Annotated in this window: 20 protein-coding genes and 1 tRNA gene; 5 read left to right on the top strand and 16 right to left on the bottom strand. The window is 44.5% G+C overall.

The features are described from left to right. Positions 1-216: 216 nt before the first annotated feature. Positions 217-1,185, top strand: coding sequence for a thiamine-phosphate kinase (gene thiL, locus IQ234_RS06950; protein WP_193956554.1), 969 nt, complete (start codon positions 217-219; stop codon positions 1,183-1,185). Between the two features lie 3 nt (positions 1,186-1,188). On the opposite strand, the gene ffh is transcribed toward thiL, so the two are convergent. The 11 genes from ffh to IQ234_RS06890 form a co-directional block, all read right to left on the bottom strand. After that, positions 1,189-2,625 carry a signal recognition particle protein gene (ffh, locus tag IQ234_RS06945; protein WP_193956553.1) on the bottom strand — a complete coding sequence of 479 codons (1,437 nt, stop codon included), beginning with the start codon at positions 2,623-2,625 and terminating at the stop codon, positions 1,189-1,191. A 294-nt stretch (positions 2,626-2,919) separates the two neighbouring features. Further along, on the bottom strand, positions 2,920-5,877 hold the full coding sequence (locus tag IQ234_RS06940) for a type I restriction endonuclease subunit R (protein WP_193956552.1): 2,958 nt from the start codon (positions 5,875-5,877) through the stop codon (positions 2,920-2,922). Positions 5,878-6,591: 714 nt separating this feature from the next. Then, the gene (locus IQ234_RS21030) at positions 6,592-7,905 is read right to left on the bottom strand and encodes a restriction endonuclease subunit S (RefSeq protein ID WP_228008402.1); all 1,314 of its coding nucleotides are present in this window, start codon (positions 7,903-7,905) and stop codon (positions 6,592-6,594) included. Positions 7,906-7,926: 21 nt separating this feature from the next. Beyond that, on the bottom strand, positions 7,927-8,334 hold the full coding sequence (locus IQ234_RS06925) for a putative toxin-antitoxin system toxin component, PIN family (RefSeq protein ID WP_193956551.1): 408 nt from the start codon (positions 8,332-8,334) through the stop codon (positions 7,927-7,929). Continuing rightward, on the bottom strand, positions 8,331-8,549 hold the full coding sequence (locus IQ234_RS06920) for a hypothetical protein (protein ID WP_198285502.1): 219 nt from the start codon (positions 8,547-8,549) through the stop codon (positions 8,331-8,333). The genes IQ234_RS06925 and IQ234_RS06920 overlap by 4 nt, the downstream gene beginning before the upstream one ends. Before the next feature lie 112 nt (positions 8,550-8,661). Further along, positions 8,662-8,907 carry a hypothetical protein gene (locus IQ234_RS06915; RefSeq protein ID WP_185239407.1) on the bottom strand — a complete coding sequence of 82 codons (246 nt, stop codon included), beginning with the start codon at positions 8,905-8,907 and terminating at the stop codon, positions 8,662-8,664. Between the two features lie 20 nt (positions 8,908-8,927). Then, entirely contained in the window at positions 8,928-9,533 is a 606-nt protein-coding gene (locus IQ234_RS06910; RefSeq protein WP_193956549.1) for a Uma2 family endonuclease, read from the bottom strand. 2 nt (positions 9,534-9,535) lie between these two features. Further along, complete coding sequence (locus IQ234_RS06905; RefSeq protein WP_193956548.1) at positions 9,536-11,572, bottom strand: type I restriction-modification system subunit M; 2,037 nt, start codon at positions 11,570-11,572, stop codon at positions 9,536-9,538. After that, positions 11,569-11,943, bottom strand: a complete 375-nt coding sequence (locus tag IQ234_RS06900) for a hypothetical protein (RefSeq protein WP_193956547.1) — start codon at positions 11,941-11,943, stop codon at positions 11,569-11,571. Before IQ234_RS06900 ends, IQ234_RS06905 begins: the two co-directional genes overlap by 4 nt. Before the next feature lie 42 nt (positions 11,944-11,985). Then, positions 11,986-12,873, bottom strand: coding sequence for an alpha/beta fold hydrolase (locus tag IQ234_RS06895; protein ID WP_193956546.1), 888 nt, complete (start codon positions 12,871-12,873; stop codon positions 11,986-11,988). A gap of 78 nt (positions 12,874-12,951) precedes the next feature. Then, complete coding sequence (locus tag IQ234_RS06890; RefSeq protein ID WP_193956545.1) at positions 12,952-13,659, bottom strand: SIMPL domain-containing protein; 708 nt, start codon at positions 13,657-13,659, stop codon at positions 12,952-12,954. 413 nt (positions 13,660-14,072) lie between these two features. On the opposite strand from IQ234_RS06890, the gene IQ234_RS06885 reads away from it, so the two are divergent. Together IQ234_RS06885 and IQ234_RS06880 are read left to right on the top strand one after the other, a co-directional pair. Further along, positions 14,073-15,041, top strand: a complete 969-nt coding sequence (locus IQ234_RS06885) for a hypothetical protein (RefSeq protein WP_193956544.1) — start codon at positions 14,073-14,075, stop codon at positions 15,039-15,041. Positions 15,042-15,454: 413 nt separating this feature from the next. Then, a complete protein-coding gene (locus IQ234_RS06880) occupies positions 15,455-16,057 on the top strand; it encodes a Uma2 family endonuclease (protein WP_193956543.1) in 603 nt (200 codons plus the stop codon). Positions 16,058-16,179: 122 nt separating this feature from the next. Here the strand turns inward: IQ234_RS06880 and murA are convergent, their stop codons facing one another. Then, positions 16,180-17,493, bottom strand: coding sequence for a UDP-N-acetylglucosamine 1-carboxyvinyltransferase (gene murA, locus IQ234_RS06875; RefSeq protein ID WP_193956542.1), 1,314 nt, complete (start codon positions 17,491-17,493; stop codon positions 16,180-16,182). A gap of 191 nt (positions 17,494-17,684) precedes the next feature. On the opposite strand from murA, the gene IQ234_RS06870 reads away from it, so the two are divergent. After that, a tRNA-Leu gene (locus IQ234_RS06870) sits at positions 17,685-17,768 on the top strand. 62 nt (positions 17,769-17,830) lie between these two features. Next, positions 17,831-18,625 carry a TrmH family RNA methyltransferase gene (locus tag IQ234_RS06865; protein WP_193956541.1) on the top strand — a complete coding sequence of 265 codons (795 nt, stop codon included), beginning with the start codon at positions 17,831-17,833 and terminating at the stop codon, positions 18,623-18,625. A 31-nt stretch (positions 18,626-18,656) separates the two neighbouring features. On the opposite strand, the gene IQ234_RS06860 is transcribed toward IQ234_RS06865, so the two are convergent. The 4 genes from IQ234_RS06860 to IQ234_RS06845 form a co-directional block, all read right to left on the bottom strand. Next, positions 18,657-19,706, bottom strand: a complete 1,050-nt coding sequence (locus tag IQ234_RS06860) for a hypothetical protein (protein ID WP_193956540.1) — start codon at positions 19,704-19,706, stop codon at positions 18,657-18,659. A 286-nt stretch (positions 19,707-19,992) separates the two neighbouring features. After that, the gene (locus tag IQ234_RS06855) at positions 19,993-20,178 is read right to left on the bottom strand and encodes a hypothetical protein (RefSeq protein WP_193956539.1); all 186 of its coding nucleotides are present in this window, start codon (positions 20,176-20,178) and stop codon (positions 19,993-19,995) included. Then, a complete protein-coding gene (locus tag IQ234_RS06850; RefSeq protein ID WP_193956538.1) occupies positions 20,171-20,746 on the bottom strand; it encodes a zeta toxin family protein in 576 nt (191 codons plus the stop codon). Before IQ234_RS06850 ends, IQ234_RS06855 begins: the two co-directional genes overlap by 8 nt. Before the next feature lie 163 nt (positions 20,747-20,909). Next, the gene (locus IQ234_RS06845; protein WP_193956537.1) at positions 20,910-21,398 is read right to left on the bottom strand and encodes a DUF29 domain-containing protein; all 489 of its coding nucleotides are present in this window, start codon (positions 21,396-21,398) and stop codon (positions 20,910-20,912) included. Between the last annotated feature and the right edge of the window lie 111 nt (positions 21,399-21,509).

Here is a 21,509-nt window from a genome sequence, read left to right as displayed (position 1 = left end):
GGGGTAGTGGGGTGTGGGGTTTTACCAGTTTTGAGGTGGCCAATTACCTAATTTTCAGGGAAAAAGTCCAGGGATTTTCCCCCCAATCACTCCAAAGGTCGGCACTTTTTGAGGGAAAAAAAGTCTAAAAACCTTGTTGGATCAGGTTTTTAGATTTATTCAGCAAACCCTAACTAAAGACTTTTTAGAAGCTGCATCGTTCAATTCCCAGAAATTATGAATTTAACCGTTAAAGACTTGGGTGAACAGGGATTGCTACCGATTCTGCAAAAATATTGTCCTGCGGAGATTATCGGTGATGATGGGGCGATTTTATCCCTCAAAGACGGTTACTCTCTCGTTGTCACCACTGATGTTTTAGTCAATAACGTCCACTTTAGCGATCTTACCACCTCTCCCGAAGATGTGGGCTGGCGAGCGGCGGCGGCTAATTTATCGGATTTAGCGGCTATGGGGGCAGAACCCCTGGGAATTACGGTAGGATTGGCTTTAACTCCCAATCTAGCCATCGATTGGCTAGAAGGACTCTATCGGGGTCTTAGCTCTTGTCTGCAAGTATATCAGACGGCGATCGTTGGTGGCGATGTCTGTCGGGGCACGGAGATTAACATCAGCATCACTGCCCTGGGACAAGTGGCAAAAAATGAAGAAATTAGACGTTTTAACGCCAAAGTTGGCGATAGTATCGTTATTACAGGTTATCACGGTTTATCGCGGGCTGGATTAGAGTTACTCTTGCACCCTGAAACCGGGAGGAATTTAAATTCCGCCCAAAAAAAGTGCTTAATCCAAGCTCATCAACGCCCGCGACCGAGACTCGATTGCATACCACATTTACAAAAAATTGTCAAGCAATTTCCCATCGCCGGCATGGATAGCAGTGACGGGTTAGCAGATGCCATCATCCAAATTTGTCGCTGTAGTGGGGTTGGTGCCGAAATCGAGAGGATTCCCCTGCATCCAACCCTGAAAGAATATGTAGGAGCCGAAAAAGCTCTAGAATGGGCTTTATACGGCGGTGAAGACTTTGAGTTAGTTTTGTGTTTGCCCCCGGACAGTGCCAGAGAATTGCTGGAGAAAGTGGGGGAAGAGGGGGCGATAATCGGTCAAATTGTCCGGGGAAAAGAGATAAAATTGGCCGGCGGTAGAAACCTCAGTTTAAGCTCTGGATTTCAACATTTTTAGCCTCTATAAATCGCCAAAACCTTTCTTTTTCTTGATTTTCTTCGGTTTTTTCGGGCTGCCACCTTGACCTCGGAACCCCGGTTGATTGCCACCCCCAAACATTCCGCCACCCATCCCAGGCATCCCCGGCATAGCGGGCATTTGTCCCCGTCCCATCTGTTGCATCATCGATCGCATTCTGGTGAAATTAGCAATTAGTTTGGTCACTTCTGTTTCCGGATGTCCCGAACCTTTGGCAATGCGACGACGACGATTAGGAGACTTAGCCAATAAATCGGGGTTAGCGCGTTCCTCCGTGGTCATGGAATTAATCATCGCTTCCGTGCGTTTTAACTCTTTTTCGCCCTTTTCGATGTCTGTCCCGCTCAGTTTGCCCAGACCGGGGATTAACTTGAGGACTCCCCCCAGGGAACCCATATTTTTTAACAGCCGCATCTGTTTGAGGAAGTCATTAAAATCAAACTTGGCCTCTAAAATCTTGGCCTGCATTTTGGCCGCGTCTTCTAGGTCTAACTGTTCCTGGGCTTTTTCCACTAGGGTCAGGACATCACCCATATTGAGGATGCGACTGGCGAGGCGATCGGGATAAAATGGCTCTAAAGCTTCGACTTTTTCCCCAACCCCAACAAATTTAATCGGTTGTCCCGATATTTGCCGCACTGATAGGGCAGCCCCACCGCGAGTATCGCCATCGAGTTTGGTAAGAATTGCCCCGGTGATGCCGATTTGTTGGTGAAAAGTGTTGGTAAGACTGGCCGCTTCTTGACCGGTCATCGCATCCACCACTAATAAAGTGTCGTCGGGGTTGACAATTTTCTTGATTTGTGCTAGTTCGCCCATCATCTGGGTGTCTATCTGCAAACGACCGGCGGTGTCGATGATAACCGTATCTACGCCCAATTCTTTGGCTTTTTCCACACCTTGACGGGCGATATCGACGGGATTAGCCTGAGAACCCATCTCGAAGACGGGAACATTTATCTGTTTACCGAGGGTGATTAATTGGTCAATGGCCGCCGGACGGTAAACATCGGTGGCCACCATCAGGCAGCTTTTGGACTGTTTGCGGAGATATAGGGCTAATTTGGCGGTGGCGGTGGTTTTTCCTGTCCCTTGCAACCCGGCCATTAAAATTACGGTGGGGGGTTTATCGGCCTGAGCTAGGGGAACGTTACTTTCCCCCATAATTTTAACTAATTCATCATAGACAATTTTGATAAATTGCTGGCCGGGATTGACTCCGGAAATAACTTCAGCGCCGAGGGCTTGTTTTTCGACCTCAGCAATAAATCCCTTGACTACCTGTAGGTTAACATCTGCTTCTAATAAAGCCCGCCGGACTTCTTTGAGGGTTTCTTGTATATTGGCCGAGGAGATTTTATCTTGACCTCGTAATTTTTTCCATGCGTCTTCTAAGCGGTCGGCCAGTGCGTCGAACATAGTTTCGGAATTAAATTTTTAACTAGATCGATTTTATCTCAAATGTCCGGGGAAGACCCCCGTTCTTACCCTGTCATTGGTCGGGGATCGGCGGCAAAGTTCGATCGAATGTTAAACTTAGTCTGTCTTAAGTAGGTAGATGTTAAAAGTCGTCAGATGCCCCCCTTATTAAGGGGGGATTAAGGGGGGATCGGCACCCCCCTTATCAAGGGGGGATTAAGGGGGGATCGGCACCCCCCTTATCAAGGGGGGATTAAGGGGGGATCGGCGGCAAAGTTCGATCGAATGTTAAACTTAGTCTGTCTTAGCTTCGGAAGTATTCGATCGCTGCAGGAATCGATTAAAGAGAAAACCGAGGAGCAGGGCCTTAAATTCCAGGTCGTCAGTGAACTTTTTATAAAAGCTGAAGTTGATTTCCACCATGTCCTGCATGATGTCGGATGCCAGGTTATCAAAGGCAAGTCTAACATTTTCGAGAGTATTGATCTTAAGGCTCGCTTTCAGAGGTGCGCTGTCATCCAGTTTGGTGTCAAGGTGTTCGATAACATCCTCACTGAAATCAGTACCAAATCGTCGATTAATTTCTTCAATAATTTTTGAGAGGGGTTCTATCTTTTTGGCAGAAGGTTGGCCCTTGCCTAGGGAATAAACCCTAGGAGTTTCCCTGACACTCCGTTTTAGTTCAATTTTGCCCCTGTGGGTTTCTTGGATGCGGTAGGAATTTAGTTCGATACTTTGTTGAATATGCAAGGGAAGTCCCTCTGGGGAGGTGGGAAGTTTGCAGATTAAGTGGCGGGAGAACTGATAGAACTTCTCTAATTCTGCAGCAGGTATGGGGAGTAATTGAGAGAGAAACCCATAAAGTCGGATAAATTCTGTGATTTTACCGCGAAAACCGAATTTTTCTTCCTCAGAAGCTTCTAGGTAACGATCGAGTACGGGGTCGAGGCTGCCATGAAGCTTGGCCTGGGTTCCCTGGGAGTGAAAGAATATCTGCGCGAACCTATCGATGTCGGAATCTTGGTAAAAGTGATAGTCGTCAAGCTGTGCTTGGATTTCGTAGAGCCGGTTGGGGTCGGTGGCCTCCGTCAAGATGGTGCGGTCGTAGTAGTCTTTAAAAGCTGCTTCGATTTCATCGGCCTCGTTGGCGAAGTCCAGCACCAGAGTCCCGGTTTTGTGGGGGTGGATGCGGTTGAGACGGGAGAGGGTTTGGACAGCGTTAACCCCGGCTAATTTCTTATCGATGTACATCGCGCCTAGGAGGGGTTGGTCAAAACCGGTTTGGAATTTGTTGGCAACGACGAGAAAGCGGTAGGGAGCTTGTTGAAAGGTGTCTGCGGTGGCTTTGTCGGGGATATGAGTACCAGAGGAGGTGCTATTCATGGTGGTTTCGGTGAAGTCTTCGCCGTCTCTAACTGTCCCAGAAAAGGCGACTAGGGACTGATAGGGATAGTCTTTTTCCTTGAGATAGCGGTCTAGGGCCAACTTGTACCGCACGGCATGGAGACGCGATCGCGTGACAATCATGGCCTTGGCTTTGCCTTGCACCTGTTCGGCCACCTGCTCATGGAAGTGTTCGACGATGATGGCGACTTTCTGCTTAATGGTGTGTTCGTGTAAATCGACGAAGTGGCGCAGCAGCGAGGCGGTCCTGGCGCGATCATAGTGGGGGTCATCTTCGATGGTTTTGAGCAGATTAAAATAGGTCTTGTAGGTGGTATAGTTCTCCAGCACGTCGAGAATAAAGCCTTCCTCAATCGCCTGAGCCATGGAATAGAGGCTAAAGGGAGCAAAGCTGCCGTCCGGTTGTCTGGTGCCGAATACTTCTAGGGTTGTGGGTTTCGGCGTGGCGGTAAAAGCAAAATAACTCAAATTAGCAATTTTTCCCCGTTTTTTTGCCTCGGCGACGGTTCGATCTTCTGAATCCTCCTCTTCTCCCCCTTCCTCGGCGGCGGCCGCTTCTAGGCTGGTTGCAGTCAGGACGCTTTTGAGTTTTTGGGTACTTTCTCCGGTCTGGGAAGAATGGGCCTCATCGACGATTACTGCGAAGCGCTGCCCGGAGAGGGACTGGATCTGATCGACGATGACGGGGAATTTTTGCAGGGTGGTGACGATGATCTTTTTCCCGGACTCTAGGGCCTCTTTGAGTTGCCGCGAGGTTTTGTCGATGTTTTCCACCACCCCAGAGAGCCGTTCAAACTGGCGGATAGTGGCCTGTAGTTGCTTATCCAATATACGGCGGTCGGTGATGACGATGATAGAGTCAAAAACGCAGGTATTATGATCATCGTGCAAGCTGGCCAGTCCGTGGGCCAGCCATGCTATTGAGTTACTCTTACCACTGCCGGCACTGTGTTGGATGAGATAGGATTTTCCTGTCCCTTCGGCCTTAGCATCGGCCAGCAAACGGCGCACGGCATCTAATTGATGGTAGCGGGGAAAGATGAGGCTCTTTACTCCTGTTTTTCTGTCCTTGTCGTCCTTTTTTTCCTGGAGGGTGATAAAGTTCTCGATTAGGTCAAGGAAGCTATCCTGCCGCCAGATTTGCTCCCACAGGTAGGCGGTGCGGAATTTGGTTGGGTCTGGGTTTGCCGCTACGCCGGTCTTTCCGGGGTTGAAGGGTAGGAAGCGGGTTTCATTGCCCTGGAGGTGAGTGCTGACATAGACCAGATCCGGGTCAACGGCAAAGTGGGACAGACATACGCCAAACTTGAGGAGTGGCTCTCTCGGATCTCGATCTTCTTGATATTGTTTAATCGCTTGTTGGAAGTTTTGCCCTGTAAAACGGTTTTTTAGTTCGGCGGTGAAGATGGGTAAACCGTTAAGAAAGAGGACAATATCGATGCTTTTGAGGGGATTGTTCTGGCTGTAGTACAGTTGTCTAAGGACACTGAAGCAGTTTGTCTGGTAGAGTCTTTGGGTTTCTGGATTGAGACTGTTGGAGGGTTGGAAGTAGGCGAGTTGGAAGCGGCAGCCGTTGGCTTTGATGCCTTTTCTTAATACTTCTAAGGTTCCCCGATTCTTGATGACTTCGGCAAGCCGTTTGAGGAGTTGGGTGTTTGCGTCGTCACCATACTGGGTTTGGAATTTCTGCCACTCTTGAGGTTGGCTGGTTTGGATGAAGTTAAGGACATCTTCGCTTATGAGGCAAAGTGAGCGATCATAATCTCTGGAGCTGCGGCGCTGGTAGCCGCTGTTGAGGAGGCTTGCTTCGATGGTGGCTTCAAAGTTTTTCTCGGAGGTGTCTATCATCGGAAATTTTGGGTCTGAAACCCCGCCGTAGAACGGCGGCTTTACGTTAGAATTAAAAGGCCAGTCTCGAAAACCAAGTGGACGGCGCAGCACCGTTCGGCGGTTCGGCTGAGCTCACCGTCGAAGCCTGAGCTCACGGCCGAAGCCTTGAAAACTCGGCTTAGGGGGTTCCGACCAGAAAAGCTTGGCCGGGTAAAAAGTCGAAGCAACAAGTACAAGAAGTGTTTAGCTGGAAACGTACCGTGGGACACACGGAATCGGGCTTCTGAAATGGGGCGAAAGTCTGTGAACTCTGTGTAAGACAGTACATGGTTTTTTAACTGTGGTATGCGACGGTGGTGGAAGCAGAAACTTAAATCGTGAGGTTTAGGAATCGCCGCACTTTTAGGGCGGCGAGGATGTCAAGTCTTTAGACTGCTCATTGTCAGTATTATACTAAATCTGGTTATTAAAGACTGATTATTTATTCCCCTTTTTGCATGAGTGCATGAGTAGAAAACGGGTTTCTCCGAGAAACCCGTTTTCTGTGCGTTACTCAACGGATTTGATATTATGCCCTACTTAAGTAGGTAGCCGTTAAAAATTATCAGATACCACCCTGATCAAGAGGGGACTAAGGGTAGGGTTGATTCATGAATCAACCCTACTATAAATTAACCCTAGTATCTCTCCGCAAATTCGTTTAAACTCTTGCAAGTTATAATGTGCATGGCTTTAATGTTCCCTCACATCTATTTTACCAGTAACGGCGGCTGAAATTAACGCGGTGCGATATTCTTTGAGATGGTCAATGCTGGTGCGAGTTTTGGTGATTAAGTTGTCAATTTTGCTGGTTTCTCGGTCTAGGAATTCGGCGATTTTTTGTTGTTCAGGAAGGGGGGGAGCAGGAATTTTAATAGAACGAATCTTTTCTTGATTTATGTTAGGCTGTCCTCCTCCAGAGGATAAGATTATCAACTCATTTCTCCTCATCCAGAGCCAATAAAACACAAACTTTGTATCCAATAATATTGGATTCGCCAAAGCACAACAAGCTTGATTAGTACAAGCGGTTATTCCAAGAATACCTAATCTCCCGATTGTTGCTCCATACATAGCTATCAGCAACGTACCTGGAGAGTATAGATTTAAAACAGAATTATCTAGTAATGCTTTGTTAGTTATTTTTACACTGGTATCAGTAATTATATTTTCTCTTAACTCTGATGTATTAATCCAAGGAACATCACCATCGTAATAATCATATCTATTAGTAGAAGGGGTTGTGCCACTTCCTATTTTTTGAAACGCATGACTAATTTTCCAATTTTCCCAATGCTCTGGAATTTCACCCAACCACTCAACCCCGGAATCCTTCATCGGAACATCTGGGTTAAGTCCTTTGGTGACTGCATGGCTAATCAGTGCGGTGCGCTTCTCTTTAAGAAGTTCGATTAAGCGCTCTTTCTTGGTGATTAGTTTATCAATTTTGCTGGTTTCTTGGTCGAGAAATTCGGCGATTTTTTGTTGTTCAGGAAGGGGAGGGATGGGAAGCTTAATATCACCAATAATCTCAGTATTTAGGTTGAGTTGAGTTCCTTGTTTACCAAGACCTTTATAAAGTTCACCTCCTGAAAAGATATAAAAAAGATATTCTCTGTTTTCTTTAAGAAAAGGGAAATAAACAAAGCCATCATGTATGCAGCATTTGATGTTTGTGATTATTGGCTTACCGACAGTGGCACAAATGCTTACAAATAGTTCTCCCGGTTCAAGAGCAATACTTTTCGATTTACCAAGTTCGGATAATTTTTGTTCGCTTGTTTCTAAATACTTATTACTAGCAGTAACGTCTGAAATCCTTACCCACGAGTAGGCTCCATCATCATCGAAAAAAGAAGGATTGTCAATTGGTCTGGGTGATGCACCTCTTTTTATAAGTGACAATTGCTTGCATTTCTTCACCTTCCAATGTTCTGGAATTGCACCCAACCATTCAACACCGGAATCCTTATAAGTAGGATAAAGCTGCCATTTTTTTGTAATCATATTAATCTAGCTCCCAATGTGTTATTTTACTTGATATTTTGTCTGAAAAAGAGAAACTGAAATAATCTTGGTATTGCCTAGATTTTTAACTTCATCAAAGTCCTTATCTCCTGTAATAAAGTAATCAGCATTATTAACAATTGCACAAGCTAAAAACTTAGCATCTTTTCTATCTCTGGGGAAATCAACTTCTAAATTAATATCGACGACAAAAGTAACGGCACTTGTAAGAGTCAACCAGTATTGTTTCTGCTCATTAGTTAGCTTTAACCGTTTTCGGGATAAAACCTCTCTATATTCTGCTAAAATATCCGGTGATACTATCCAGTAAAAATCTGGGTTAGATACTACAAAGAGAATTATTTTTTCTGGGTTTCTGTCAGCTATTGCAGCAGAAATAACAACATTAGTATCGATTACAACCTTCATTTTCCTCTTCTATAATCCTCAATTTCAGCCTCAATTTCCTCTTCAGTCAAAGGATTGTCAGCGTGTAAAGCTTGGACTTCTTTAAAGAAATCTCGTAACTTATTAGCTAGAGCTTCCCTGTCATAATTTTTGGCAATAATCATTACTTCTACTTGCTGACCTTTTTGAAAAGGTAAATCAGACAAAACAAGCTGATTGGGGTCTTGAATAACCACGGTTTTCTGATAGATATTCATCACTGGGGACTTAATAAGCGAGAAGCGTTATCTGTGTAAATTTCTGTTAACACCCATTTGATAGCTACATTAGCATCAACAACAAAACTCGTCACCTTTGTCTATCCTCTCTTAATAATTCTGTGCTATCCAAAAAATTTCTTCCTTGAAAATGTTCTCGCACTTTAGCAAATCTTTCCCTTGCTTGAGATAAGGTTTCCTTTGTTTTGGTTTTCTCCTCTGTAATAGGTTCAACAGTTACCGTTACATCCACTTCCTGACCCTTAAACTCAGGGGGAATATCTAAATGTAACATCCCATCTTCGCCGATATGAGAGCGCAATTTAAGCACTGGCATTTTGACACCTCTTTTTTATTTTATTTGCTTCTCCCCCCTTTTGAAGGGGGGTGGGGGGGATCGTCTAAATCTAAAACAAAATCAGTTAGAATATTCTCACCTGACAAATGTGTGGGATTGTGCAAAATTTCTACTTCTTGATTAGCTCGATAAATCTCAACGGTTTTACTTTTCGGATCGATTAACCATCCTAATTGTAAGCCATTTTCTAAATACTCCCGCATCTTCTCTCGTAGGGTTTTCATCGAGTCAGTTTTTGACCGCAATTCAATGACAAAATCTGGACAAATAGGCGAAAAATCATCCTGTTCCTCTGGGGTTAAAGATTCCCACCTTTCCCGACGTATCCAAGCAACATCAGGAGAGCGATCCGCACCATTAGGAAGATGAAAAGCAGTCGAAGAGTCGAACGCTATTCCTAATTGATACTTTTCATTCCAAATATAAACTTGACCAGCTAAATTGAGATTTCTTCTGCCTGTATTGCCTCCTGTGGGTGGCATAATGATCAGTTCTCCTTGGGCGGTTTTTTCTAATCGTAAATCTCTGTTAGACGCTGCTATTTTCTGAAACTGCTCTTGAGTAATTGTCAAAGTTTCTGGCCAATTAACTAAGGGATTATTCATGCTCAAATCCTCTCCTCTAGACTTGTTAACATGGCTAAAATCTCCCCTTCCACTGCCTTAATATCAGCTTCAATTGCCTCTAAAGTTCGCGGTGGCTGATACTTATAAAAATAGCGATTAAAATTAATCTCATACCCCACCTTTCCGAGCGCACCGTCCCTAACATCGCGCACCGTGTCACTAATCCAAGCATCGGTCACATGGGGAAGAACTTCTCGATCGAAATAGTCATTAATATCCTGCTTAAGTGGCACATTTTCCGTATCTCTTAAATCCGTATCCGGTTCAGGATTACCCTGTTTATCCAGACAAATATTAGCCGTTTCGTCCCCCTCAGAAAGAGCCGAAAGAATCGCCTTATAAACTGCTGATGCGACGGTTATTCCCCTGGTTTTCATCTCTTTCTTTAGCACCTTCTCAAACTCCCCTCGATCATGATATAAAGTATCGGGAAAACTATTAAGCATGGCTAAAATCAGCTTTTGTTGTTCCTTGCCGGCCTGTTCCTCGATCCCCTTCATTTCAGCACTTTTCTTCTTGCTTACTGCCAGATTAGCAAACGCGCTCTGCTCTTTCAATCGCTCAATCCGCTCCGGTGATGCCTGAAAATTGAGCCGCAAGGGACGCTCTACGGTAATCTTGCGGTAGCCGAAATCTTCCCTATCAAAAATTTTACTGACCTCTGAGGGTTGAAAACTCTGGAAAATTTCAGTTATCTCCCGAATATGCTCGGAACTAATCTCCCGGCGCTTGCTGCCAAGACTCTTCCGCATCGGCAGCCAAAATTCGGAAGCATTAATTAGCTGCACCTTTCCTTTCCTCTCGGCAGCCTTGTGGTTGGTCAATACCCAGATATATGTGGCAATGCCGGTGTTATAAAATAGGTCATTCGGCAGAGCGATGATGGCTTCGAGCCAGTCATTTTCCAAAATCCAGCGCCGGATCTCGCTCTCCCCACTTCCGGCATCTCCGGTAAACAATGGCGAACCGTTCATAACAATCGCCACGCGGCTGCCTCCCTGGGTCTCCGACTTCATGCGTGCAATCATCTGCTGTAGAAAAAGAAGTTGTCCGTCACTGATACGGGGTGTTCCTGCTGAAAATCGGCTGCCTGCTTTTTGTGCCTCTGTCTCCACCGCGTCCTTATCTCGCTTCCAGTCCTTGCCGTAGGGTGGATTGGCCAGGAGATAGTCAAAGGTTTTGTCGCTGTGCTGGTCCTGGGAGAGGGTGCTGCCAAACTTGATATTTTCAGCGTCTTTGCCGTCCACACTTTTCATGTAGAGGTCCGATTTACACATGGCAAAAGTCTCCGGGTTGACTTCCTGGCCAAAGAGAAACACCTGGGCCTTGGGGTTGAGTTCCAGAATCCGCTCCTTGGCAATGGTCAGCATTCCCCCGGAACCGCAGCAGGGATCGTAAACGCTGCGGGTAATGTATTCTTGGCTTAACTGTGTTTTGTCCGGGGAGAAGATGAGGTTAACCATTAACTGAATCACTTCCCGGGGTGTGAAGTGTTCCCCCGGATTCTCATCGAGAGCTTCGTTAAACTTGCGGATGAGTTCCTCAAAGATGTATCCCATCTCTAGGTTAGAAACCTTATCGGGGTGCAAATCGATGTTCTTAAACCGCTCGGTGACGAGAAAGAGCAGGTCTGATTGTTCCAGCTTGTCGATGGTGTTGGCAAAGTCGAACTTCTCTAATACCTCGCGCATATTGCCGCTAAAACTGTTGATGTAGAGCTTGAGGTTAGCGGCCAGCTGTTTGGGATCGTCGAGGAGCTTCTCGAAGTCGTAGGGACAACTGTTATAGAAGGCAAATCCTGATTTTTTGCAGAGGAGAGGATCGAGATTGTCGAGCTTGTCTTTGTACTGGTGGTAGGCTGCTAAGACCTCCTCTTTGGTTGGTTCTAACACGCAGTCGAGGCGACGCAGCACGGTGAAAGGCAAGATGACATCTTGATATTTGCCGCGCTTAAAGGTATCGCGGATCAAATCCGCGATACTCCAAATAAAACTTACCTTGTCACCGAAGTTGTTCATCTGTTAAGACCGCATTTTCCCCGCGACCAACCCCATTCTTCCACTCCCACGGAAATTTGCGAACCGGGACGGACATCTCCTTTGGATAAGTCTATCAGAGTGACAGTGACTGCGGCGAATAAACTGCCGCGATAAATCGGCTGTCCTTTGTTGTTGGTATTTTTAAAACTAAGGCTAGAAACTTGGGGAGGTTGACCGGAACGCTTCCAGCGAATGCGCTCAAAACGTCCATTGATAAATTCTGCTGAATAGGACCAACCGTTATTCATGCGGCCTCGACAAAAAAGCTGTTGTGTGGCTACGGTAGCGGGAATATTGACAGATAAACTCAGAAGGCTGAATGTAGCAAGAGCGATCGGCAAAAATTTCATAAAAGTTGGCACTATAGGGTCCAATAATCTCATTATAAGTTTTTAGTTCGCAAATTTAACTATCGCGGCCGCGGTCAGTTCCGGTTTTTCGAGGTGGGGAACATGACCACAGCGAGGAATCCAAACCAGTTGATTATTAGGTAAGGCCTGCTGAAATTTCTCCGCGTCTTTTGTGCCTAAAATTTGATCGTTTTCTCCCCAAATAATCAGAGTTTCTCGGTTTATTTGGCTTAATTTCGGCAAAAATGCCCCATAACCGCCACTTTTGGTAAAGGAGATTAAAGCCTCACTCCAGTGGGGACAATTCAGGTGCAGATTGGCACAGGTGCAAGCATCAACAGTGGCTAAAGTTGCATCAAAATAGGCAGTACGACTGATATTTTGACGCACGCGGGGATTGGCTAAAAAATTAGTTGCCCACTTATCGAGGGGAGAAAACATCAATTTACCCAAAACCGGGGGGTTAGCTAGTCCTGCACTGTCAATCAGGACTAATTTCGCCACTATTTCCGGGTAGGAGAGGGCAAAATCTAGGGCCACTGCACCCCCCATGGAAGCACCGACTAAAATTATCGGTTGGGCGATCGCAGTTTGCCAGAAATGGTAAAGATGGCTTTTAATAGTTTTCGGAGATACTTGTAAATCTGGGTATCGCTCAGTAAAACCGAAGCCGAGCAGATCTATCGCCCAAGTTTCCCTATTTTGGGCGAGTAAAGGTAGTAAACGCCGAAATTCCAGCAGGGAACTATCAAAACCGTGCAGGAGGAGAAAAGGCGGTTGACCTTGCCCTTGTTGACTATAGGTAGTTAGAATCGATCGAGGATAGATGGGGCTATCGATGGCAATTTGTTGGATATTTTCGAGGAGAGCAAGGGAGGTATCTTCACTCAATCCCTCCCTAACAGTGGGTAAAAAGTTGGGATAATTCACGGATGAGGGCGAAAGTTTGATGAGGCAAGAGGCAAGAGGTGTTTAGATATGTGTAGTTAATTGTCCTAGCTACAGATCTTAATAGCTAATTTCGAGGGTGACAGCAGCCCGCAGGGTTTGTTCCCCTCCGATAACCGGGCTACTGGCAGCATCGGCACTCCGAAAAACCGCTTCTGAGCGGGCTATTGGCACGGGATTACTGGTATTACCCACTTGGATAGAAACCGTTTCTTTCGGCAATAAACCAAGGGCCTGTAACACGATTGTGGCCTGTTCTCTAGCTTGTTCCGTGGCTTTGATGAGAGCGGTTCTTTGGGCAGCTGCGATCGCTGATTCTCCAGCAGTAAAACTTACCCCATCGATGCGTGTTGCCCCGACTTTCACCGCTTCATCGATTAAACTCCCCGCTTGGGCTATATCAATCTGAAAACTAATCAAATTAGCCCCGACATAACCGATTAAACGTCTTTGATTGTTGCTGAAGTCGTAATTGGGCTGTAAACTAATGCCGGTGGTTTCCAATTTTTCCACTTGACGGGAACGAAGAAATTTAACCACCGCATCGCTACGAGTGGCGGTTTCCCGCTGCACTTTTCCCGCTTCTTTGCCTTGAACTTCTACCCCTAAGCGCACTATTGCTTGAGAAGTGGGGATATTTTCTATTCCTTCTCCCGTCACGGTAATTGTTCTCAATTCTCTTGCGTCTGCGTAACTAGGCATAACTAATCCAGTGTTGATGAGGATAAGGGACAGCAAAAAAGCCAAGCAAAATTTTTTGTAATTCATCAAAAATCTCTAGCGATCGATACTATGTTTCGATTCTAGCCTTTTTTTTGGGCAATTGAGTGGAAGATTATCCCTTTTCTGTCACTTTCGGAATATTGGTGACTAGGCTCTGGGAACTTGAAGGGGCCTTTAAGCAATGAGTGTGAAGAACCACAGAGACACAAAGGACACAAAGACCGAAAAAGTTATCAGACACCCCCCTTATCAAGGGGGGATTAAGGGGGGATCGACACCCCCCTTATCAAGGGGGGATTAAGGGGGGATCGAACCTAAAATCCGTTTTTAATTTAATTATAACCAGCTACTTAAGTTAAACTTGTTACACAAAGAATAAGAGAGCCGATAAATTCTCAAAACTTGCTATGATCTAACAAGATTGTTAATGCACTTTCTCGGCTTAATTATCCACTGCAATGACTCGCCAAATTCACGACCAATTTGCCAAGGAATATCTGGAGGAATTACTAACACCTCTAGGAACGATTAGAAAAAGTAAGAAAGTAAAAAGTGAGGTTCAAGAAATCGATGTCTGGTTTGAACCAGCCACAGCATCAAGGACGGAATTACCCTTGGGGTTACTCGCTAAAATGGCGGCGACTTGCTGCTTATTTGAACCCTTCCGTAACCCCCCCTCCGAGGTAGAGATTCGCAGTTGCATCTCCAAGTTATATGCGGTTCATGGCGAAGTCTTAAGGAAGGCGAAAAGGACAAGCAAAACTCTAACAGAAGCTGAACTACCAGTTCTCTGGATTTTAACGCCTACTTTTTCAGCGAGAATGATTGAAGAAGTCGTGGGAATCCCCCCTTCATTCCTACCGGAAGAGGGGATGAAAGAGGAGTGGGGAAAAGGAGTTTATTTTTCCCCTAGTCTATTCAAAACAGGAATCGTTGCCATCCATCAATTACCAGTCAATGAGGAGACTTTATGGTTGAGGGTGCTAGGGAAAGGAGGAACTCAAAAACGAGCAGTAGAAGAATTAGTGCAATTGCCTGAAGGTAATCCTTTCCAAGAGAATTTACTGGAAATTCTGGCCAACTGGCGCAAGAATTTAGAATTGAGAGATAATTTAAGTACCGAAGAACAGGAGGACATCATGAACTTATCACCAGCTTATCTAAAGCAACGAGAAGAGTGGAAAGAAGAGGGGATGCAAGAAGGGATACAACAAGGGATACAAGAGGGGATACAACGAGGTAGTTTAGAAGGACAACTATCGCTGATAACCAGTCTTCTAGAAGGACGGTTTGGCAGCCTAGATGCAGAATTATCTGGTCTGGTGGAACAGATTGCCCAACTTCCCCTCTCGGAACGCACCAGGTTACTTCTTTCTCTGGCTAATTTATCTCGCTCAGAACTGTTACAAAGATTCAGGGAAAATTAAACTTTCAATCCCCCTAAGCTAGGAAAAACTATCCCCCAGCATTAATAGAAAACGGGTTTCTCGGAGAAACCCGTTTTCTGTGCGTTACTCAACGGATTTAGTATGACAACTGATAAAAACCACTCCAATTAATGAAGGGAAATTGTCAGATTTTATTGATGGTATTAGGAGACTTTTGTGGTTTCTTTTTCTGAAAAGACGGACAACCAAAAAATCACATACTCCTCATAAAAACTGTATTTTAAGCTACATTTTTATAAATATTTACATTCCTCTTCGTCAGGCTTCTTTAGCAAAGTTAAGAGCGATCGCCTTCTATCTTTTAGTAGTCAATAATGCCGTTAACAAGAGCTAAGTTAAGATTGAAGGGCATTCAGTTGTTAATTCATCTAATTCTTGAGTAGGGGTAAACGATGACGACACTACTTGTACAAGCGACCTCGGCTCCTTTGATGATTGATCTTCCTTGGATTATGCCGATGACGGAGGAGCAGTTTTATGAATTTTGTTTAGCCAATCGAGATTTACGCATTGAACGCAGTGCCAGTGGAGAAGTGATCGTTATGCCCCCTGCTTTTTCAGATACGGGTAATCGCAATTTTAATATAGCTCTGCAACTGGGGAACTGGTCAGAACTAGATGGAACGGGGCTTGGGTTTGATTCTAGTGCGGGTTTTACGCTGCCCAATGGTGCGACTCGTTCACCGGATGCCGCTTGGATTAAATTAGAACGCTGGAATGCTTTAACAGAAAAACAAAAAGCCTCTTTTGCCCCCATTTGTCCCGATTTTGTCATTGAATTAGGTTCTGCTAGTGATACAGTATCCAGTCTGCGGAAAAAGATGGAGGAATATATTGCCAATGGTACTTTATTGGGTTGGTTAATTGATCGCCAAAATCGCCAAGTCTATATTTATCGTCCCCATCAAGAACCAGAGATTTTAAATGCTCCTGAAACCATTAGTGGTGATCCAGAATTGCCGGCGTTTGTGTTAGTAATGGCTAAGATTTGGTAAATGCGATCGCTGATGAAGGGTTCCGTCAATATAGAACAGCCAAGCACGATTAACGCTGTCCTATATTGTTGCTCACGAGAATCCACTCAACACCGATAGAACAGCGATAACTAATCATCCTATTAAGATGGGGACAGGGTAGCCAATTCTAAGGCTAAAGGATCAACCCGGCGTAAATTTGCCCCTAATGCTCTTAATTTACCCTCTAAATTATCGTAACCTCGATCGAGGTGATGGAGTCCCTGCACAATAGTAGTCCCCTGGGCTGCCAATGCTGCTACCACCAAAGCTGCCGAAGCGCGTAGATCCGTGGCCATCACCGGCGCCCCGGAGAGGAAAGGCACACCGCGCACTAAAGCCACATTTCCTTTGACCTTGATATCTGCTCCCAGACGCTTTAATTCGGCCACATGACGCAGACGATTTTCAAAAACCGTCTCATTAACCACGCTACCGCCCTCGGCTAAAGTTAATAGAGCCATAAATTGGGCCTGCATATCCGTGGGAAAACCGGGATAGGGTAGGGTTTCGATATCGGTGGCTTTTAAGTCTCTAGGGATAATCCGGAGACGATTGGGACCATCTTCCACCACTTGCGGACCGATTTCGTGCAGTTTGGCAATTACAGAAGCTAAATGGCTGGGAATCACGGGATAAAGACTAATTTCCGAGCGGGTAATCGCCCCAGCTATCAGCAAAGTCCCGGCTTCAATGCGATCGGGAATGATATTGTAATCGGTACTGTGCAGACGGGAAACTCCCTCAATGACAATTGTATTGGTCCCGGCACCGCGAATTTTTGCCCCCATGGAAACACAAAAATTGGCCAAATCAATCACCTCTGGCTCCTGGGCCGCATTACCGAGAATGGTTTCCCCGAACGCTAAAGTCGCCGCCATCATTAGGGTTTCCGTCGCTCCCACACTGGGATAATCCAGATAAATATTCGCCCCTTTCAGACGACCATTACCTTTAACGCGGGCGTGTACCATGCCGCCATCAATTAATACATCTGCACCCATTGACTGTAGACCTCTAACGTGCAGATCCACTGGTCTGGCCCCAATGGCACAGCCACCGGGGAGGGGAACTTTTGCCTCTCCTAAACGGGCTAAAATCGGTCCAATGGCAAAAAAACTGGCTCGCAACTGGGAGACGAGATCGTAGGGTGCTTGAGCTTGTTGCAGGTCTCTGCCATCAATCTCAAGTCTATCTCCGGTGTGACGGACTTGCACGCCCAAAGCCGAGAGAATTTGACTCATCCGCTCGATATCGGCTAGAGCAGGTACATTACTAATCTGGCACTCGTCGGAGCAGAGTAAAGCACCCGCCATAATCGCTAGAGCGGCATTTTTGGCACCACTGATCTTAACTTCACCCTTGAGAGAGTGACGACCTTGAATTTCTAAATAGGGATGCTCGATATCGATAGTCATAGGATCATTCATTTATCTTAGTTGGTAGTCTTGGCTAAGGAAAGCTTCGGTAAAATTAGACTGCATTTTATCAGATTTTTGAACGAATTATCGGTGATTCTACGTCGAAAAACGATTTTTGTCTTAATTATCTCAACTATCTTGACTTATGGATTGTCCGATAGTATGATGGGAGATTGTGAAAGAAAAATGCGGAACTGGCGGAATTGGTAGACGCGCTAGATTCAGGTTCTAGTGTCTGCAAAGACTTTCGGGTTCAAGTCCCGAGTTCCGCATTATCTCCCTCAAAACGTAGTTATTTAGGGCAGCCCTAGCGGGGTAAAAAATCCGATTGGCTATGATTAGCAGTGTTCAAAACCCTTTAATCAAGCAAATTCGCAAGCTACACCGCACTAGAGAGCGACAGGAGCAGAATTTGTCCTTAATTGAGGGAACCCACTTACTAGAGACAGCTTTAGCGGTGAATTGTTCCCTAGAAACGGTTTGTTATACTGAAAAGTGGCAGCAAAGACAGGCAGAATTAGCGGAGAAGTTTCAAAATCAAGCGAAACGAGTCGAGATAGTTTCCCCGGAAGTCCTCGCTTCCCTAGCAACAACGGTTAATCCCGATGGTGTGATTGCCACTATTTCCCGTGATCACCTTCATCCAACCCCCCAAAATCCGCTACAATTCGGCTTAGTTTTGGAAAGATTGCAGGATCCGGGTAATCTCGGCACTATTATCCGCACTGCTGTGGCTACGGAAGTACAGGGTATCTGGTTAAGTCTCGATAGCGTCGAAATCGATAACCCGAAAGTGATCCGCAGTTCCGCCGGGGAGTGGTTTCGATCGCCCCTAGTGGTAGAATCGGATTTATCGGCTTTAGTGAAAAAATATCAAGCACAGGGGGTAAAAGCGATCGCGACTTTACCCACAGCCACCAAAAACCACTGGGAGATTGATTTTACCCGTCCGACTTTAATATTATTAGGCAATGAAGGGGCCGGTTTATCACCCCAATTAGCGACTTTAGCCGATGAAACGGTGAAAATTCCCCTCTTTGGTGGTGTAGAATCTTTAAATGTTGCGATCGCTACTGCTGTCATCCTCTACGAAGCTAGAAGACAATTATCCTACAGTAGGGTGGATTAGCGTCAGCGTAATCCACCGTTAAAACCGACAGTTATATTACTTCATTTTCATCGGATGATAATGCAAGCTTTTCAACGTTTACAGAACCTCCAGTAACTAACATTCCTATATCCCCGCATAGTACATCGGACTGTTTATTTGATGTTGCTGATACTAGATTAATAACGGATTTTATAAATGCCTCAAGACGTGGAAGTATTAAAAAAACAAAAATTGACAAACTGGCTAATGATAGCAAGGGAGATATAAAAATATCAATAATGGAGATAGAAGAAAAACTTGTTCTTATCAAAGGTAGCAACACAAAAGCAAAAAGACAATTCGTCAAGAAAACTCTTACCTGTTCAATGTCGTCTGCAACTTTTTTTTCTTCAATTTTGATAAAACGTACATCATCATCATTTTTAGTGTGGTGCTTGAAGTCCAGAGCTTGACTTTTCAGTCCTTGTACAATAAATCTAAATCCTAGTTTTTCTTGTGGTTTAATAACACCTATTCTAAACTTTTTCTCATGCTTGCCAAGACTGGTTTCGGTAAGTTCTTTAAGCTCCATTTCAGGTTCTATTTTTTGGGGACAGTAAAATACATCTAAGACTTCATCGATATTTGTGAATTCAAATCTTATTTCTTGATTTTTAATTTGTTGATTACCTGTATTCTCAATATCAAAAAGTGCATAAAACATATTTTGTGCTGGCTTTCCATTGTACAAGATACCAATTTTATTCTCGATATCTTTTTCAATATTGCCAATAATTCCGCTTTTGACAAGCTTGCTATAAGAAATTTGCTTTCTTGGTTCACTTTTTTTCTTGAGTCGTTCAATAATAAAATTGGCAAGAAATCCAATTATTCCAGAAACAATTGCAATAATTATTCCATTTAATAATTCATTGGAAGTAGGAGAAGATTGGTTGCTTAAATTACTTGTTTGAGCAATTGCTTGTGAACTAGAAGCAAGAAGCAAAAATTGTGAACTAAGACTAGCAAAAATAGCAGATAAGAAAAAAATAATCGAGAACTTAACCACTCGATTCGCACTTATATCAGTTATCTTAATGGTGAGGTACGAAGTTTTCATTTTAGGTAGTCAGGAGTCGGTCGTCGATATCGAATCAGGTTACACTTCATCTTTATGAGAAACGCTGTAATAGACATCGGCCTAATATTGTATCACGACTGAAAATCTTTGGGAACCTCGAAAAATATAGTTGAGTAGATTGGATTAGCTACAGCGTAATCTTCCGTTAAAACTAAGATTAGCATCCGGGTAATCCCGCCTTAAACCTTCTAAATTGCTTATTTTTCGTTTCTAGTCTTGATAGAATTACTGCGAATAGTGAAATTTGAGACAGTCAACCAATTTTTTACACTTCCGTTTTTTTGGCAGGTTTTGGCGGAATTTGCGCGGCTGTTAAGGTGACGATTTGGCCATCTTTGAAAATGCTGATAGATTCTCCTAAGAGGCGGTGTCTCTCAATTGCTTCTGCGATTGCGACTTTAACACCTGTATCGATTTTCTGATGCAGTTCCGTTAAGGTGGGTTCAGTCATTTTGGTTTCTGGTAATGATTCGGAAGGTGTCTGGGTTATAAATAATAGGAGGTTGATTAAATCCTAACGCAGCAACTAAGTGCGGTTCATCCCCAGAATTATCATAGATAACCCAAGTATCGCACAAAGGTAAATACAACTGCATGAGATTAATGCGTCCCCGCTCATAACGACGACGAACCACATCTTCAGGAATATTATGACCGCCACTGGCTACCCTTCTGTGAACTCTCTCTAAAGCTAATTCTGGACTTTGTAGCCAAAAATAAATAAGATTGAGTCTATAGCCAGAACTGCGACAGTCTCTCAAAAAACGGGCAAAATGTCGGGATGCCAGGGTGCTTTCAAAGGCAAAATCTATTCCTTGGCACTTCAGTGTTACCAACCTTTCTAACATCAACCGTCCTGCTTGGATAGCAACCGACTCAGGATTAAAAGGTGAGAGTCCGGCGGCAATCTCATCGGCGTTAACGTAGTCGATAACGCCTAAAAAGTTAGGTAAAATTTTTTTAGCGACGGTGGTTTTCCCGGAACCATTGGGGCCACCAATTAGATAAACATCAGACATGAGGGAAAAGCTCATCCTCCAGATTATTTTGAGATAACCTCGAACTAAGTCGCTGGTTATAATTAAATTTAAGATAAATCCCCCCTTGATCCCCCCTTAATCCCCCCTTAATAAGGGGGGGGTGACAGTTTTTAACATCTAACTATTTAAGTATCAGTGGCTCTCAACTTTCCGTAAGAAAAGGTGCGATATCGATGGGGAACCAATCTCCATCTAATACTTGTTCGAGAGTGAATATAGACTCTAGGGGAATTGTATTTTTATCGACAATTCTCCCATCAATTAGGGTTTGTCTTGCGTCTGAATAGGCCTCCCCAAAGGAATTGATGGCATGATTTTTCAGCGTTGGAGTTTTGATCTTTTTTTTCAGTTGCACTCGAAAAGTGGCTATCTCTCCTAGCCAATGACGCGCATTTCGTTCTCTTTCCGTTGTCCAATAACTCAGTTTTAAAAGATGAATTAATAGTTGAGTTAATAAACTTTCGACAGCTTGGCGCTCGCTTTTTCCCATGCACTCTACTTCCTCGATCAGATTTTCCCAGTCCACTCCGTCAAAGTCTTTTCGCTTTAAAAGTTCGGCGGTTTTTTCTGTCCAGAAAACAAAATCTTCCTCGTAGAGAACGGAGAGCGATGGTGGGGTTTGTGCGGTCATAATAGATTTCTGGCGTTGCTGATTTGTGATAGGAATCTTGTTGTGTGGGGTTTTTAAAACTTGGAGCCAAACTAACTTTTGGATGGGATGCACAGTTAGCATTCATAGCTT

The organism is Microcystis aeruginosa LEGE 91341, assembly GCF_015206885.1.
GTDB classification, from domain to species: Bacteria; Cyanobacteriota; Cyanobacteriia; order Cyanobacteriales; family Microcystaceae; genus Microcystis; species Microcystis aeruginosa_H.
This window is presented reverse-complemented; position numbering and strand designations above follow the sequence as displayed.